Origin of the sequence: Rossellomorea vietnamensis (assembly GCF_008180415.1) — a bacterium.
GTDB lineage: Bacteria > Bacillota > Bacilli > Bacillales > Bacillaceae_B > Rossellomorea > Rossellomorea vietnamensis_C.
Genome location: NZ_VTEI01000023.1, coordinates 22,267 through 39,471, shown reverse-complemented (window position 1 = coordinate 39,471; position 17,205 = coordinate 22,267). Strand labels below are relative to the sequence as shown.

Here is a 17,205-nt window from a genome sequence, read left to right as displayed (position 1 = left end):
CTCCATTAGGAAGGATAATGTTTCTGCTTCATCAAGCAACACGTACGCCAAGTGCTGATTCTCCTTAATTGATTCAGTCCTTCCCAATGGCTCTAGATACCATTGGTACTATGACTTCTGCTGACTTCTGACTGTTCAGCTATTTATCATTAAATAGGTTACCGAGTGTGCTCGGCTTATCAGTCAGACCTCCCTGGGTAAAAGTACAATCTTTCCCTCCACCTATCTGCTTCATTTACTTTGTATTGCTTTCGGCAGAAAGGACTTTGTTTTGTGTTGAAAACTCGTCCAACAATACTAGCCTCTTATGAAGTTCGTGTTCCTCAGACCGGAGGTTTGCCGCTCGCTTCCTTCAGATTCCACGTCACCATGGACACCCTTGCGTTAAGCTAACTGCTACTTCTGCCTTCACAGTTCGGGACTTACACCCTATAGATTGCACCCATGCCAGGCGCACAACAAAAAGGAATCGCCGAAAATTCGGCGATTCCTTTTTTAATGCTCTTTATTCGTACTGCAGTTTTCGCAGGTTCCGTATATCTCCATCCTATGATTGCGAACTTTGAAACCAGTAACATGTGAAGCGAGATGTTCCACTTCATCCAGTCCCGGGTAGTGAAAGTCGACAATTTTTCCGCACTCGTCGCAAATTACATGATAATGATCGGTTGTCACATAATCAAAGCGGCTGGATGCGTCTCCATAAGTCAACTCTTTTACTAAGCCCACTTCCCTGAAGACCCTCAGGTTGTTATAGACTGTCGCTACACTCATATTCGGGAACTTACCTTCTAATGCTTTATAAATATCATCAGCAGTTGGGTGCGCCATAGAATGTATCAAGTATTCCAAAATCGCATGACGTTGGGGAGTAATACGGACTCCAGTTTCCTTCAGCGTGTCGATCGCTTCTTTCAATTGGACCTCTGACATCGCCATGCACCTCTATTCCATAAAGATTATTATTTTATAATGTTTATAATTAGTGTACTAACGATGGTAAGGTTTTGTCAATAAAACTCCTCATTAATTCCCCTGGTGAAGATTTTTTTCCTTTTCACCAAGTTGATTGTTGATATATCTTGCTGCAACAAAAAGGAAATCCGAAAGACGGTTTAAATACGATAAGACAAGCGGATTGACTTCTTCATCAATACTGACCGACTCTCTCTCCGCCCTGCGGACAACCGTTCTTGCAGTATGTAATGCCGCGCCTGCAGGATGGCCACCGGGAAGAATGAAGTTGGATAACGGAGTCAAGGCGGAGTCCCACTTATCGATCGTCGATTCCAGGTCCTTTACATCCTCTTCCGTCACCTTCCATTTCACTTCTTTCCCAGAAGGTGTCGCGAGCTCTGCACCTACATGGAACAAGGTCGTTTGAATCTTATGGAAGACCGCTTCAAACTCCCCCCGTTCTTCAAAGTACTCATTCTTAATATAGCTTAACCCAAGGCCAATTAAAGAATTCGCTTCATCACAGGTCCCGTAGGCTTCCACTCTGCGGTCTGATTTGGAAACACGCTGCCCGTATACAAGTGAGGTCGTCCCTTTATCACCAGTTTTAGTATAAATTTTCATAACTCAGTACCCTCTTTCCACCTGAATTTTGTTGATATAGTTATTTTCATTATTCATATAGGCTGTCATGTTCTTTTTAAATATATCAAAAGAACGTGGAAGGTAATATTCGGTCCTGCTGGACAGATGCGGGGTGATGGTCACTTTATCCATCCTCCAAAAGGGATGATCACTTTCCAGCGGCTCCCTTTCAAAGACATCCAGATAAGCGTGAGCAAGTTCGTTATTCTGCAGCGCATCAATAAGAGTTGAACTTTCAAACAAGTCCCCTCTTCCTATATTTATGAATACAGAGGACTTCTTCATACATTGAAAATGCTCTTTTTTCAGCAAATGCCTTGTCTCCATTGTGCTTGGAAGGACAGCTATCACATAATCAGCTGTTCCGAGAATGCTCTTCACTTCTTTAAGAGGATGCATTTCATCAAAGTAGGTTTTCTTGCTTCCACTAGTATTTATACCCAAAACCTTCATTCTGAAAGCTTTACCCAGTCTTGCGATTTCGCTTCCGATCGCACCAGCCCCCAGGATGAGCAAGGTTTTTCCGAATAATTCAGAACTTGGAGCTTCCCTCTCCCAAAGGCCCTGACTGATATCTTTCCTGATCCTGGGAAATTGCTTGGCATGTTGAAGCATTGAGCCCAAGGCAAACTCAGCCATCGGAATAGCATGAATGCCCTTCACGTTGGTCACTAAAATCCCTTTTTCTTTAATCAGCTTTAAGGGCATTAACTCCAAGCCGGCTGACATGACCATAATCCAGCGCAGCTTCCCAGCCTTCTTGATATGTTCGTCAGTCATGTCTTCCCCGAAAGTGACAATTACTTCCGCTTCAGGCAAAAAATCTGAAGCTTTTTGCATTGATTCAAAATACTCAAACCTGCACCCGGGATACTCTGTTTCTATTTCTTTTTTAAATTTCTCAGGTGGATGGAATGTGTATAATACTTTCATTATGGCACCTCTATTTCCAGCACTTTGTATCATTATTTTATCATTTCATTCTTCTTATTCCTATTAAATGGTTTAGAAAAGGGGTGTCTGTGGATGGGATGGCAATTCGACTTCCATTTACGCTAAATTTGTTCTAAACAGATTTTCATTGAAAAAGGCTTAGAGATCATCGCCTCTCTAAGCCTTTTTGAGTGTAATGCTGTTTAACTGGTTTGTTCTGAAGTGTACTTCGTTAAGCTTTACAAGTAAATCCGTTACTTGATCCTTAATAGCTTACTATTTTCATCTAAGCCTTCTCTTCGTCATCCTCTATTATCTCGAGCTGTAGTATGGGTGCTTCCCCTTCTACTACATTTATTGCTTTATCCAATTCCAGGATACCCTCCAGGAGGTCACCGATATGCTCACTTTCTACATCTTCAATAGCAAATATCCGCTGCGCGAAATTCGATTCCAAAATTGCGGTATTCCCTTCTCCGAATGATTTGGCATCAAAAGGCAGGAAGTCTTGAAAAACACTGACGAGTTCGTTTAAAGAGACCGGAGAATCCACCGTTTCCTCCATAGCCTCCAGCTGCTCCTGCAATATCTGATTTTGAGCCCTTAACTCCTCTAGTTCCACCATCAACTTCAGGTTTTGTTTTTGCAAAAGCTCGTTCTCGTTTTTTAAAATGCTTGTTATTTCAGCTGATTCAGGGGCATGATTGGAACTTCCGGCTGTATTCACTTTCACCTGAATGCACCTCCTGTTTTTGCGATAGTGTATGCAGAACTGGGTGTTTAGTGAACGAATAAGATTGTTTTTGCATAGATTGCTGCTTTGGAAAAAATCCCAAAAGCCGGATTTCCCCCTGGATATGGAGGATTTTCTCAAAACGGAGGGAGTTTTACGAAAGGCTCTTTTTATACAGGAACTAAAACTTTAGACTTTGTTTCATTTTTGGTGGTGACTACTAAGTCATGGGTGATTCGTAAACTTTATATCTTTTTAAAAACCATTTTACTGGATTAGAGAGAAATCTCTTGGGATCTGTGATATCCGGAAGCAACACTCTAAACGAAAAGACTTTGACAAAAAATCTCTTTTCTTTAAGACTGTTGCTATTTAACACTTTTTCTTCCTCCCCTTTTATTTAAGGGGATTGGAGCGGAAGGCGTGCGACCTTCTGCGGGACTAGCGGGACAGATGAGACCCCGGAGGCGAAGCCGAGGCTCAACGTCCCCCCCGCGGAGTCGCGCGCCTGGAGAGGAAATCCATTACTTTTCAACAGCCACAATCTTTTCGAAAAGAGCGTTACGAAAAGAACCATAAAAAAGAACGGCCGCGTTATGCAGCCGTCAAAGATCCGAGACTTATTTGAGGAGGTATGCCCTACTTTAATCTATGTAATATGAAGGGAAGTGAATGGACAAAAGCCTCCTCTTTTAAAAAATAGGCCTTATTGAAGGTTTTCTTTTATATAATTCAGCGCTTCTTCTACATGGCCCTTCACTTTCACTTTTCTCCATTCTTTGGCGATATTGCCTTCTTTATCAATGATGAAGGTTGACCGTTCAATGCCCATGTATTCTTTTCCGAAGTTTTTCTTCAGCTTCCAGACCCCATAATTTTCCGCCGCTTCATGATTTTCATCCACCAGCAAAAGGAAAGGCAGTCCATGTTTCTCAACAAACTTCTCATGTTTATTCTTCGGGTCAGGACTTACGCCCAGGATCACAGCATCAAGATCCTCGAATTGCTCATGCTGGTCCCTGAAATCACATGCCTCCGTGGTACATCCCGGCGTCATGTCCTTGGGATAAAAATAAAGCACGATATTTTTCCCTTCATAATCAGAGAGCTTTACCATTTCACCATTGCTGGCTTCAAGTTCAAATTGCGGGGCCTTCTTCCCTGTTTCAACTGTCATTTAAATCCTCCTCCTATCATTTATACATTTAGCTTACCCAAAATGAATGGAAGGCTCAACTGTTTGTCCTTCCAGGCTTTCCTCTCTGTTCGTCTACAAAAAACGTTTTTATCACAAATGCAGCAGGAATTGTATACCCCAGCCATGATTCAACAAGCGCAATTCCCCTTCCCACTCCTATAGGCGTCACATCCCCATATCCAACAGAAAACAGGGTGACACCGCTGAAATATAAACAGGTGAACAAGTGATCAAGAAAATCTCCTTGAATTACTTCTCCTCCCTCTGTCAGCAGGTCGATTCCTTCCACTTCCAGAAGGACGTAGACCAGTCCAAAACCCAGCATCAGCACAAGATAAGAAATGCCCAACAAAAGAAAATTCTTAATGGAGAGATGCTTTTCTCTCCATTTTGACGGAAAAAAAAGGGTCCTTAAACTCATCACCATACAAAACACTATAGCAGTTACCAATATATAAACCATCATTCCTCAACCCTTTTGGATATTGCTTTCAAATGCCTGTCTTACATCTTACGTATAGACATCCCGAATCATGTTGAGCAAACAAAAAAACACCTTCTATAAATAGAAGATGTTCGTTAGGAGCCCATTTTAGTTCCCTGCTCCCCGATACCTTTTGACCCCTTCATTCCAAAGAAAGATGGAAATTGCAAAGAAGGCTGTGCCGACCAGCGGAGTCAGGTAGGAAAAGACATACCACTCTTCCCTGCCGAGAAAATAGGCAGCCGGATAAACACCGACGAATGCAAAAGGAAGTATCCAAGTCAGGACAAACCGGATCACGTTATTATAAATATCAACCGGGTATCTGCCGTAATTACCGATATTGTACATCATCGGCATTATGGAGGTTTTCGCATCCGACCAGAAGCCGATGCTTGCAAGACATATAAAGATCCCTGCATACACCAGTGCGCCGCCTGCCACAAACAACACAAACAGGATCGGATCCAACCATTCTATCGTGAGGCCAAGGTTTTGCCCTGCATAGACCATGATGACGATTCCCGTCACGACGCCGAACAGCGACTCAAGCTCCATCCTCTCCAGAATGACCTGGAAGAGACTATGAATCGGGCGGGTCAGGATCCGGTCCATTTCCCCTTTCACAATATACCTTTCATTGAAATCCCAGATATTAAAAAAGGTTGAAAACAGGGCGAACGGGACAAGGAAGAACCCATAAATGAAGATGATTTCGTCCCGGGTCCAGCCGCTTAAGAATTGGGTGTGGCCGAAAACAACCAGGATAAAGACTAGATTGACAGCTTGAAAGAGCAGGTCAGAAAGTATTTCAACAACAAGATCTGTTCGGTACTGCAATCTTGTTTTCATATATTGGGAAATATACCGGAAGAACATTGATAGATAAAACACTTCTCACCCTCCTTGAATAGTCATTTGTTTTTTAGCAATCTGCCACAGCGCCCAGATCGGCACCATCAATACTAGAACCCAGGCAGCCTGCATACCTAGAGCCTCATATACTTCAAAGCCTTTATAGCCTTCAGTAAAAATCATGCTCGGAACATAACTGATGCTTTGAAAAGGCAGAAACTTCATTGTCTCCTGCGCCCAAAGAGGAAAGAAACTGATTGGCAGCAGAAGTCCTGAAAACAGATCGATAACGACCCGTTTAGCACGAATTAATCCATCATTGTTAAATAAGAAAAAAGTAGTAATTCCAGTCAGCAAATTGATTTGTGTATTAATCATGAAGCTGAAAATGATGGAGACGGCAAAGATCAGCCAAGTGGAAACATTAGCTGACACTTCTATCGGAAATACAAGTGCTACAATCACCATACCGGGAACGGAGAAAAACAGCAGCCTGAATATGCCCTCTCCCAGACCCTGCATGGTTTTCATTCCAAGGTAGCTGTAAGGTCTGATCAATTCGACAGCCACTTTTCCCTCTTTTATTTCGGTTGCTATCTCTCTATCGATGTTATTGAAATAAAAGGCCCTTGCCATCCAGGCAACCGCGATATAGGTGGTCATTTGAATGACAGACAACCCTTCGATATCCTCTTTCCCTCCATAAATAGCCTGCCACAGGAAGTAATAGGCTCCGATATTGATGCTGTAGATCAGGATGCCGCTGTAATAATTCGTTCGATAAGCAAGCATCATCAAAAAGCGGATGCGGATCATCTCAATATATTTTGACATTGCCGATCCCCCCTACGCCTTCACTGTTTCTCGTTGTGCTGGTTTGATATCGACAACGCCCTGTTCATAAATGTTGCGGATGATCTCTTCTGTTGTCGTCTCCTTGATTTTCATGTCCCTGACTTTATAGGCGGAAACAACGAGGCCGATTAATTCGGATATTTTATTATCATCTGCTTCGATAAGCGCTGAGAAACTCATATCTTTTTCATCAAGATGCCATTGTGCTCCCAGCTCAGCAGTAAGTGTATTCAATCCTTCTATTGCGGGCTGGTCAATGAATTGGAATACAATTTCTTTCTGTTCTCCCCATTCTGTTTTCAGATTCTGAAGAGCTCCGTCATAGATGATCTGTCCTTCATCCAGCATGACTACCCGTTCACAAAGTGCCTCAATATCAGTAAGGTCATGTGTCGTAAGCAGAATGGTCGTGTTATATTTCTCATTGATCTCCTTCAGGAACTGCCTGATCTTCAATTTCACAAGCACGTCTAACCCGATTGTCGGCTCATCGAGAAATAACAGCTTCGGATTGTGCACAAGAGCTGCAGCAAGTTCACATCTCATTCGCTGCCCCAAGGAAAGCTTTCTGACAGGCTTGTCTAGCAGAGGGGCTATTTCCAGTGTTTCGATGACATGATCCATGTGTTCTTTGTATTGTTGATCTGGAACCTTGTAAACCTTTTTCAAAAGCTGAAAAGACTCCTGGACTGCGATATCCCACCACAGCTGGGAGCGCTGGCCGAACACAACACCAATACTGCTGACAAACTTTTCCCTCTCCTTATGAGGGTTCATGCCATTGACCGTCACCGTACCTGACGTCGGGGTCAAGATACCAGTCAGCATTTTGATACTGGTCGATTTACCGGCACCATTTTCACCGATATAACCGACCATCTCTCCTTGTTTCACTGTAAAACTTATATCATTAACCGCCGAAACGACTTTATAATTGCGGGTAAATAAATCACGAAAAGCACCCTTTAAACCAGAACGGCTGGAGTAGGCTTTAAAATCTTTCCGAAGATTATGGACTTCTATTGCATTCATATCTGCTCCTCCTTCCATACAAACCATGAAATAGTGTAACACAGTCCTCATGGATTCAGAGCAGGAGATGCTTAGTCTCCACTATCTTCCTTACACCATTAAGATTCCATTCATTTGCGCAATGGAGGACATCATACTAAAATGAGTGAGAGATTCAGAAAAAAGAAGGAGGAATTTCATGAATTTCAGTAATTCTGAACGTTTACATAAAAAAGCATTGAAAAGCATCGTGGGCGGAGTAAACAGCCCTTCACGTTCATACAAAGCAGTCGGCGGCGGTTCTCCTGTTGCCATGGAGCGTGCAAACGGAGCTTACTTCTGGGATGTGGATGGCAATAAGTACATCGATTATCTTGCTGCATACGGGCCTATCATCACCGGCCATGCCCATCCGCATATAACAGAAGCCATAACAAAAGCTGCTGAGAACGGTATTTTATACGGAACACCTACACCTTTCGAAGTGAAGTTTGCCGAAATGCTGAGAGAAGCTATGCCGAACCTGGATAAAGTTAGATTCGTCAACTCTGGAACAGAAGCTGTCATGACGACCATCAGGGTCGCCAGGGCTTACACCGGCAGAGACAAAATCATCAAATTCGCTGGCTGCTACCATGGCCATTCAGACCTTGTCCTTGTGGCAGCAGGTTCAGGACCGGCAACTTTAGGGACACCAGACTCTGCAGGGGTACCGAAAAGCATCGCCAATGAGGTTATCACCGTTCCATTCAATGACATTGAGCCATTTAGGGAAGCTATGGAAAAATGGGGCGATCAAATCGCCGGAGTCCTTGTTGAGCCGATTGTCGGCAACTTCGGAATTGTTGAACCAAAAGAGGGATTCCTTCAGCAGGTCAATGACATTTCCCATGACGCAGGCGCCCTTGTCATTTATGATGAGGTAATTACAGCATTCCGCTTCATGTATGGCGGAGCTCAGGATATGCTTGGCGTCAAACCTGACTTAACCGCAATGGGCAAAATCATCGGCGGCGGCCTTCCAATCGGGGCCTATGGCGGGAAAGCCGAAATTATGGAGAAGGTCGCACCTCTTGGGCCGGCTTATCAGGCAGGAACGATGGCAGGAAATCCTGCTTCCATCCTTTCAGGAATCGCCTGCCTCGAAGTGCTGAAAGAGGAAGGGGTATATGAGGAGCTCGACCGCTTGGGCGCCATTTTAGAAGAAGGCATTCTAAAAGCAGCCCAAAAATATGAGACACCGATTTCAATCAACCGTTTAAAAGGCGCTCTTACCTTATACTTCACAACCGAAAAGGTGGAAAATTACGATCAGGCTGAGGCAACAGACGGAGAAATGTTCTCCAAATTCTTTAACCTCATGCTTCGCCAGGGCATCAACCTTGCACCATCAAAATATGAAGCTTGGTTCATCACAACTGCCCATACTGAGAAGGATATCGCAGAAACAATCGAAGCTGTCGACTATGCATTTCAGCAATTACAAAACGCATAAACATTCACATTTATACAAGGGGGGCTTCCTCCTTGTTTTTTCTATATCTTTTAATGAAAGCGTTTACAGGGTGCTTTTTCTTTTCAGCACTCTCTTTAACCATCCATCATTTTGAATAAAAAATTGAATTCTGAAAATTCTTGTGATATCATTGAACTAGTATTCAGAATATTTTGTATGTATTCTGCATTTTTTACGGAGGTGCTTTTATTGAACGAACTACGACAAAATTGGAGCCCGGAGCTCTTTAGAGACTTTCATCACGGTGCTCATGACGCTTGCGGAATTGTTGCTTCCATTGAAAAAAACAAATTACCCGCCAGGGAAAATATTGAACGCTGCATCGATGCTTTGGTTACGATGGATCACCGGGCAGGTTTCATAAACGGCGAAGGAGACGGAGCTGGCATACATATAGATATTCCAAGAGCCGTCTGGTCCGAAAAACTCGAAGCCGCTTCTATCGATCCCTCTTTAGCACTATCACCCCGATTCATTATCGGCCACTTTTTCATTAAAGGAATTCCAGTAAACCAAGGAAAACAGGAAATTGTCGCCAAACTTGAAAAACAAGGATTACAGGTTGTATTAACCACTCTCGATTCAACCAGACCAGAAACACTAGGGCCCATTGCAGCACAAGAAAACCCGCATTTTCTTCAAACGGCACTTCTAGCACCGGAAGAACTGGAAAGAGCTGAAATCTATCAAAGCTTATTTGATCTGCAGAATTCCATTGAAGAAAACAGCGCTGTCCATGCGGCATCCTTAAGCCCTGATCATGTTGTCTACAAAGTTATGGGAGCCGGTGCTTCACTCCGGGAATACTATAAGGATCTGACACACCCGAAAATCGCTTCCACTATGACTCTTGGGCACAACCGCTATTCAACTAACACTCTCTCTAACTTTTTCAGGGTACAGCCGTTCAGCGTCATCGGCCACAACGGTGAAATCAATACCATCAGCAAACTTAGGGCTGAAGCGAAAAAAATTGATGTACCTCTTGTGGAAAACGGCAGTGATTCGCAGGACCTTAATAGAACGATCGAAACCCTTATTGGAAGAGACGGCTACTCCCTTTTTGAAGCCATGGAGTTAGTGTTTCCTCCAATTATTAATGAAATCATGCAATACCCCGATCATCTTCAGGACCTCTACGCTTATTTAAGAGAAACGTGGGGACATTTTGCTCAAGGTCCTGCCGGCATTGTGTCAAGATTCGGAGAAGAAGCTGTCTTTAGTGTGGATTCATTGGGACTGCGCCCGCTCTGGATGCTGGAAGTGGAAAGCGCCTATGTTTTCGCCTCTGAGCCGGGCATCATCAATTCTTCGGAATTCACTGCAGATCCAAAACCACTCTCTCCAGGTGAGAAAATAGGTTTTGCCTGGGATAATGATACGATTAAAAAATATGAATATAGCGATTTCCAAAATGAAATCCACAGCCGCTTTGAAACCCGCATTGCTTTTAAGGGATACAAGAGCAGGCTTGAAACACTTAATCTTCCAAAAAATATCATGATGAGTTATCCCAACAGCATTGAAAATGGGCAGTATAATGCATTCGGCTGGGAACGTGAACAGGTTCAGCTGCTGGAGCAGATGGCAGAAAAAGGCGCGGAGCCGATCCGGTCGCTCGGACATGACTCCCCCCTTGCAGCCATCAATCCTAACCGAAAAAACGTGACGGACTTCATAAAGGAAAGCGTTGCTGTCGTTACCAATCCGGCCATCGACAGAGACCGTGAAACAGAGCATTTTTCCACAAGGACGATTATCGGGAAACGACCACACTACAACAGCAGGACAGAAGAATTCCTTGCCGTTGAATTGCTGACTCCCCTTGTCATTGAAGGCAAAGCCGGCTGGCAGGCTGCAGAAATTTTACAGCAGCCAAGCTATGATGGATTAGTGCATCTATTCCAATCAGACAATTTATGTCATTTCATCTCGATTACCTTTTCTGAGGAAGAGACGATTCCCGCAGCATTAGAAAGATTGGCAGATGAAGCTGCCGAGGCAGTATCTTCCGGCAAAACCCTGCTCGTATTGGATGATGGAGATTCACACCATGATGGCAAGCTGTGGCTCGATCCCCACCTTGCTTTAGCAGCGGTCGACCAGCGCCTGACTGACGACTCTTTAAGGAGAGACTGTTCACTGCTTCTTCGTTCGGCAGCAATCCGTTCCCTTCATGACGTTATAGTTGCATACGGCTTCGGAGCGGACGCGATCAGCCCTTACTATATGTTCCTGACTGTAATGGAGGAAGAGTCCAATGAGCCTGTGCTGAACTTATATACTTCATTGCAAAAAGGATTGGAAAAAGTCATTTCCACTATCGGCATTCATGAACTTAGAGGTTACGGAAGACTCTTCTCTTCCATAGGCTTAAGTGAAGAAGTCGCCAGGACACTGGATATCGTCAACTTCTTCGGTGCTGAAGGCCTTGCATTCAATTTCGAGGAAATGAAAAAGGATTCAATCCAAAGAGCAGCAGATTACTTTGATGAAAAACAGAGAATTTCCAAGAGCTTTCATTTGTTTCCGCGTATCTGGAAGGCGATTGGAGATGTAGCGAGAACGGGTGATTATACTGATTACAGAGAAAAAATCACTGAGCAGGAAGAGACAAAACCTGTAACAATCAGACATTTGACCTCTCTTAAAAAGTCCAATAACCCAATCGATCCTGAAAAAGTAGATATAAGTGTAGGCAGTCACAGTCTTCCTTTTGCCATTGCCTCCATGTCATTCGGCTCCCAGAACGAAATTGCGTTCAGAGCTTATGCAGAAGCGGCGGACCGCCTCAATATGGTGAGCTTGAATGGAGAAGGCGGAGAGATCAAGGATATGATTGGCAAATATCCAAATTCACGCGGACAGCAAATTGCTTCCGGCCGCTTCGGTGTCAACGCCGAGCTTCTGAACTCTTCCAATCTGCTCGAAATCAAGATTGGCCAAGGAGCCAAACCGGGCGAAGGCGGACACCTTCCAGGTTCCAAAGTCACGGCGAAGATCGCCCAGGCCCGTAATGCAACTATCGGCTCTGATTTAATCTCGCCTTCCAACAACCATGATATTTATTCGATAGAAGATCTTGCTCAAATGATCCATGAACTGAAAACGGCCAATGACCAGGCTAAAGTGGCTGTAAAAGTACCTGTGGTTCCGAATATCGGGACCATCGCGGTCGGAATTGCCAAAGCCGGGGCGGATATCGTTACATTGAGCGGTTTTGACGGCGGAACCGGTGCAGCAAGAATTCATGCACTGCAGCACGTCGGGCTTCCGGTAGAAATCGGGGTGAAAGCGGCCCACAATGCTCTTCTTGAAGCCGGTTTGAGAGACACTGTCGAAATCTGGGCTGACGGCGGAATCAAAAGCATGCAGGATGTAATGAAAGTGATGCTTCTTGGAGCCAACAGAATCGGCTTCGGCACTCTGTCAATGATTGCCATTGGCTGTACAACATGCCGCGGCTGTCATCTTGATACTTGCCATGTCGGCATTGCGACACAGATCGAATCGGAAGCACAAGCGAAAGATCATGGTTTACGCCGCTTCGTTCCTAGACAGCTGGATTTGGCTGTCTCCGGACTTACCAACCTGTTCACTGCATTTGGAGAAGAACTGAAATCCCTTGCCGCATCCATCGGTGTCCAGAATCTTCAGGATGCAGTCGGAAGATCTGACCTTTTGGAGCAGGTCAGAGGGAATGAATCCATGAACCTGTCCACACTTCTTCAGCCGCTTGAAATCGGACAGCTTCATAAAGAAGCAGCCGCTTCTCTTGAACAGCCAAGATTGCTTCAGGCTGTCTCAGGTGAATACCTTGACAGCAGTGTGGAAGAACTGCACCTTTCAAGAGAATTCTCGGGGGTTATTTCAAATCAGCGTGTACTGGGCAGCCGAGCTTCCGGACACCGTGTACGTTCCAAGCTGAAAAACGCCAATTCTGAATTACAGCCTGTCCAGCTTTCTTACAAAGATTGCTCTATCCCAGGAAACGGTCTTGGTGCTTATAATGTTGACGGCATCAACATCACTGTCAGCGGAGGAGCACAGGATGGACTTGGTAAATCAAGCTACGGGGGAAGCATTGTCGTTACGAAAGGCAGAACCAAAAATGATCTATTCTTCAATGGCTCTGCCGGAAAAGGTTTTGGCTATGGAGCTCAGGAAGGTTTATTGATGGTGCAAGGCAATGCAGATGCCCGCGCAGGGATCAGGCTGTCAGGAGCAGACATGGTCATCGGCGGCCAGGTAACAAAACCGATACCGGCTCAAGAACACGGAAACCTGGGGGCAAATGCCAACATTAAAGGATTCGCCTTTGAGTACATGACAAATGGACGCGGTCTCGTGCTTGGAGATCCGGGACCATGGATCTGTGCAGGAATGACAGGCGGAGTCGTCTATCTCCGCCACCAGCCTGAGATGGGGCTGACACAAGAAGCTATTACAAGACGTATTGCCAAAGGGGCCAAAGTTCAGCTTCAGTCGTTGAATGAGCAAGGAGTCGAAGATGTCACTGAACTTCTTTCTAAGTACATTAAAACACTGGAGACCGAGCAGCCCCAGGAAGCGGAAGGCTTAAGAAAACTCCTGGCATCACCAGGAGAACATTTCCTTCAAGTCATCCCTTCTAAAGAACAAGCAGATCCATCCGTATCGACAGAGTAAGAATCGTTTGGCTATCGGTGTTTTGATACCGGAGCGAGGTACATCAAAACAGAAATATCCTTGGATCATGTACCTCGCCGGCGGAGCGAGGTACAACAAATCAGAAGAATCCCAAGATCATATCCCTCGCCGGTGCTTAACGAAAGACCCTCTACTGGATATAAGAATATAAAAAAAGGCTGATGCTGGATGGTTCACTCCCCTGCACAGCCTTTTTACTTATTCCCTGTCTATGAAAAATACACAAATTCCTATTCCCTTTTTTCATCCTTATCAGTACAATAGGGTCTATGTTATTAAAAGAGTAAGCAACCATAACGCCGCAAAGAGTGTTTCCTTCCCGACGGCAAGCACTATGAAAAGAATACCTAAATACAAAAAGTGTTTATTGCTCCACTATCAAGAAAAACTGTTTAGCATTCTCTCATTGTGTTAAATCTACTATATAGTCATCTATTTATAAAAGGTTGCTGCAATGTTACTCACCAAAATAAGCACACTGGAAAGGATATAAAAAATGAAGCTAGGTGCCCGTATTTTCAAAACCGGGATTGCAATTGTACTCGCTTTGCTGGTGGCAGATATGCTCAACTTCCCAAACCCTGTCTTTGCTGGGATTGCGGCGGTGTTTGCTATTCAGCCGACCATTTACCGGTCATACCTCACCATTATTGAACAAATACAAGCGAACTTGATCGGCGCTGCTCTTGCCGTCCTGCTTGTGCTCTTATTTGGCCACAATATCCTCGTTGTAGGACTGGCTGCCATTATTGCAATCTTAATCATCTTAAAACTGAAACTTGAGAACACAATCGGACTTGCACTTGTTACCCTTATCGCCATCATGGAAGCACCACAGGATGATTTCATACAATTCTCGCTTATTCGATTTTCAACTATTATGACAGGGGTATTCGCTTCTTTTGTGGTCAACTTGATTTTTATTCCACCAAAGTATGAAACAAAGCTCTACCATAAGATTGAGGATATCACAGAAGAGATTTTAAAATGGATCCGCCTGAGCAACAGGCATTCATCCGACTTCCACCTTTTGAAAAAAGACTTTGAAAAAATTAGAGAACGATTGACAAAAAGTGAACAGCTGTATCTTCTTTATAAGGAAGAAAGAAACTACTTTAAAACAAGTGATATAGCGAAAAGCCGGAAGCTCGTCATTTACAGGCAAATGATCTCAGCTGCAAGAAGAAGTTTTGAGATCCTTAAACGCCTGAACCGTTATGAAAATGAACTCAATCACCTCCCAGAGAAGCTGAGAGCTTCGATAACAGAACAGCTTGACTGCCTGCTGACTTACCATGAACAGCAGCTGCTCCGTTTTATCGGGAAAATGCACACAATCCAAGATAATGAGCACACCAATGCCGTCTGCTTAAACAGACGGGAAATGATGAACCTGTTTATGGACGAAATCAACAAGTCGTATAACGAAAGTGACATTAATACATTCCACATCCTGCATATCTTCTCGGCTATCTTTGAGTATGATGAACAGCTGGAACACCTTGATACACTGATCACAAGCTTCCAATCTTATCATAAAGAAGAGAATGAAGTGACTGTCAGGGAGACTGAGGAGTATTGATAGCAGTTTGGGCAAATTAAAAAGAGAGCTTGGGGTTTTTAAAAATCCATGCTCTCTTTTTTATACGCTGTTTTCGCAAATGTTGGGGCTATTTTAAATCAAATGGATTTCCACTCCTTCTACGTAAAAATGGGAGGAGATAAAATAGTATTCAGAAGCAACAATCTTTTGGAAAGGCTTTTTTTGTAAACTTTGTTTGCTATTTAATACTAATTCAGAAAAATAACCATATTAGAGGGTAAAATAGGTAACAGCAAAAAGAAAAGAGCTGCTTTTCCTCGATTAGAGATAAAACTCTTAGTATCCGGAGAAAAATCCGGCTATTGGATTTTGCCGAAAGCAACAAAATATGCGAAAAAAGCCTTTAAAGCCTTTTTATATTACAACCACCATTTTTTTTGCGGTAAAAGATAAATATTATCAAATTCGAAGTGCTTCTGGAACCAAGAATATATCAATGTTTTCTTTACTAGATACTCAGAAGCTGAATGAGAAACACCGATTAATGACATTTCTGTTTGATTTGCGTAGTTCTTAACTTCCTCAAATCTTTTTCTACCGTAATCATTGTCAATATGGCAGTGAATTTCTCCTGAAATGTATGTATCCACTCCTTTGTCTTCCGCTATCCTCATCCATTTTGTTTTATCTCCACAGCCAGCGACAATTGCTACTTTCTTTACATCGCTCCTCTTCCCCTCAAAATCCACATAGGGTATATTAAAATTACTTTTAAGCTGCTCTATGAAGTCTTCTAATTGTGTTGGTTCAACATCACCTATTATTCCAATGTCCCCATGTTCAGGACTATGTATAAACCGTTCCGTTATTTCCACTTTCAATGCCTCTGCAATCGCTTGGCTGGTTCCTAACGTTTTATGATAATCCATTGGAGCGTGACATGTATAAATAGAAAGTCCTTTACTTCTAATGTCGTCCATTAAGCTCTTCTCTTCGATAGGTACAAAACCTCTTCCCTAGTCACCCTTCGGATTTCCGCACTCCATCAATAATGGATGATGCATAAACAACAGGTCACCAGCTTCTCCATCTTCAATGAACTTTTCTAAAACTTCTTTCGTTGGAAAAACGGCTAAAAAAACGTTATTAACTTCCTGGTCCCCTTTTATCATTAACCCATTGAATAACTCGCTGAATTCGGGTTCGAACTTCTCTCTCCATTTCACCCTGTCCTCATAAACCTGCGGGATGAACCTGCTAAAAGCAGGGTCCTTCCCAAAGCTTCTGATTTGAAACTCTTCATCCAAACGATCTTCTATATCCTTTAAATTTTCCATATACTACACTCCTTAGATTAATAAAGAAGTCCCGCTGCTTTTAATTCAGTATCTCTTTAGGGATATCCCATATATAATAATGCTTTGAATATTGTCTGGTTTCAATCGTAATGGTTTCTCCACCTTTTTCAAACATAAGGCCTGAGCCGATCTGCTCTTTAAACTCCCAGCCCAACGTTTCCATGTATTCTCTCGCCATCCCCAAGGGGTACTTATCCTCAAACTTAGAAATGTATCTTATTCTAGTTGATGTTCTTAACACTTCTTCATACCCATTATTGGATAACTGATGTTGGCCAATGGCAGCTAAGTAAGGAGCAGGATTGCCTTCTTGAGTCAAGGCACTCCCAAACCTTAAGGTAATAAAGCCAAAAAACAAAAAGAAAATCAATAACACTGCTCTCACTAATTTCTTCAATATTCACCTCTCCACAAATCAGTGATTTATC

Annotated in this window: 13 protein-coding genes and 1 pseudogene; 3 read left to right on the top strand and 11 right to left on the bottom strand. The window is 43.4% G+C overall.

What is annotated here, in order from left to right:
• Positions 1-495: 495 nt before the first annotated feature.
• The 9 genes from perR to FZC78_RS22340 all read right to left on the bottom strand — a co-directional run bounded on the left by perR (position 496) and on the right by FZC78_RS22340 (position 7,692).
• Entirely contained in the window at positions 496-933 is a 438-nt protein-coding gene (gene perR / locus FZC78_RS22380; RefSeq protein ID WP_187445061.1) for a peroxide-responsive transcriptional repressor PerR, read from the bottom strand.
• Positions 934-1,026: 93 nt separating this feature from the next.
• Positions 1,027-1,581, bottom strand: coding sequence for a cob(I)yrinic acid a,c-diamide adenosyltransferase (locus FZC78_RS22375; protein ID WP_148942288.1), 555 nt, complete (start codon positions 1,579-1,581; stop codon positions 1,027-1,029).
• Between the two features lie 3 nt (positions 1,582-1,584).
• Positions 1,585-2,535, bottom strand: coding sequence for a D-2-hydroxyacid dehydrogenase (locus tag FZC78_RS22370; protein WP_148942287.1), 951 nt, complete (start codon positions 2,533-2,535; stop codon positions 1,585-1,587).
• 286 nt (positions 2,536-2,821) lie between these two features.
• Positions 2,822-3,268 (bottom strand): hypothetical protein, encoded by a 447-nt coding sequence (locus tag FZC78_RS22365; protein WP_148942286.1) that lies wholly within the window; start codon positions 3,266-3,268, stop codon positions 2,822-2,824.
• Positions 3,269-3,974: 706 nt separating this feature from the next.
• Positions 3,975-4,445 carry a thioredoxin-dependent thiol peroxidase gene (gene bcp, locus FZC78_RS22360; RefSeq protein WP_148942285.1) on the bottom strand — a complete coding sequence of 157 codons (471 nt, stop codon included), beginning with the start codon at positions 4,443-4,445 and terminating at the stop codon, positions 3,975-3,977.
• 55 nt (positions 4,446-4,500) lie between these two features.
• A complete protein-coding gene (locus FZC78_RS22355) occupies positions 4,501-4,815 on the bottom strand; it encodes an ion channel (RefSeq protein WP_252183711.1) in 315 nt (104 codons plus the stop codon).
• Between the two features lie 243 nt (positions 4,816-5,058).
• Positions 5,059-5,844, bottom strand: coding sequence for an ABC transporter permease (locus FZC78_RS22350; protein WP_148942283.1), 786 nt, complete (start codon positions 5,842-5,844; stop codon positions 5,059-5,061).
• A gap of 3 nt (positions 5,845-5,847) precedes the next feature.
• A complete protein-coding gene (locus tag FZC78_RS22345; protein ID WP_148942282.1) occupies positions 5,848-6,639 on the bottom strand; it encodes an ABC transporter permease in 792 nt (263 codons plus the stop codon).
• Between the two features lie 12 nt (positions 6,640-6,651).
• On the bottom strand, positions 6,652-7,692 hold the full coding sequence (locus FZC78_RS22340; RefSeq protein WP_148942281.1) for an ABC transporter ATP-binding protein: 1,041 nt from the start codon (positions 7,690-7,692) through the stop codon (positions 6,652-6,654).
• Between the two features lie 178 nt (positions 7,693-7,870).
• Here FZC78_RS22340 and FZC78_RS22335 point away from each other — a divergent pair, with 178 nt between their 5' ends.
• The 3 genes from FZC78_RS22335 (at position 7,871) to FZC78_RS22325 (ending at position 15,458) form a co-directional block, all read left to right on the top strand.
• Positions 7,871-9,166, top strand: a complete 1,296-nt coding sequence (locus FZC78_RS22335) for a glutamate-1-semialdehyde 2,1-aminomutase (protein ID WP_148942280.1) — start codon at positions 7,871-7,873, stop codon at positions 9,164-9,166.
• 177 nt (positions 9,167-9,343) lie between these two features.
• Positions 9,344-13,855 (top strand): glutamate synthase-related protein, encoded by a 4,512-nt coding sequence (locus FZC78_RS22330; RefSeq protein ID WP_148942279.1) that lies wholly within the window; start codon positions 9,344-9,346, stop codon positions 13,853-13,855.
• A gap of 517 nt (positions 13,856-14,372) precedes the next feature.
• Positions 14,373-15,458 (top strand): aromatic acid exporter family protein, encoded by a 1,086-nt coding sequence (locus FZC78_RS22325; protein WP_148942278.1) that lies wholly within the window; start codon positions 14,373-14,375, stop codon positions 15,456-15,458.
• Between the two features lie 380 nt (positions 15,459-15,838).
• On the opposite strand, the pseudogene FZC78_RS22320 reads toward FZC78_RS22325, so the two are convergent.
• Both FZC78_RS22320 and FZC78_RS22315 read right to left on the bottom strand, forming a co-directional pair.
• Positions 15,839-16,756: pseudogene (locus tag FZC78_RS22320) on the bottom strand (Nif3-like dinuclear metal center hexameric protein).
• A 40-nt stretch (positions 16,757-16,796) separates the two neighbouring features.
• Positions 16,797-17,174 (bottom strand): hypothetical protein, encoded by a 378-nt coding sequence (locus FZC78_RS22315; RefSeq protein WP_148942277.1) that lies wholly within the window; start codon positions 17,172-17,174, stop codon positions 16,797-16,799.
• Positions 17,175-17,205: the final 31 nt, after the last annotated feature.

Coding starts and splice junctions, on each gene's coding strand:
- perR (WP_187445061.1), bottom strand. CDS start 933: ATGTCAGAGGTCCAATTGAAAGAAGCGATCGACACGCTGAAGGAAACT.
- FZC78_RS22375 (WP_148942288.1), bottom strand. CDS start 1,581: ATGAAAATTTATACTAAAACTGGTGATAAAGGGACGACCTCACTTGTA.
- FZC78_RS22370 (WP_148942287.1), bottom strand. CDS start 2,535: ATGAAAGTATTATACACATTCCATCCACCTGAGAAATTTAAAAAAGAA.
- bcp (WP_148942285.1), bottom strand. CDS start 4,445: ATGACAGTTGAAACAGGGAAGAAGGCCCCGCAATTTGAACTTGAAGCC.
- FZC78_RS22345 (WP_148942282.1), bottom strand. CDS start 6,639: ATGTCAAAATATATTGAGATGATCCGCATCCGCTTTTTGATGATGCTT.
- FZC78_RS22340 (WP_148942281.1), bottom strand. CDS start 7,692: ATGAATGCAATAGAAGTCCATAATCTTCGGAAAGATTTTAAAGCCTAC.
- FZC78_RS22335 (WP_148942280.1), top strand. CDS start 7,871: ATGAATTTCAGTAATTCTGAACGTTTACATAAAAAAGCATTGAAAAGC.
- FZC78_RS22330 (WP_148942279.1), top strand. CDS start 9,344: ATGTATTCTGCATTTTTTACGGAGGTGCTTTTATTGAACGAACTACGA.
- FZC78_RS22325 (WP_148942278.1), top strand. CDS start 14,373: ATGAAGCTAGGTGCCCGTATTTTCAAAACCGGGATTGCAATTGTACTC.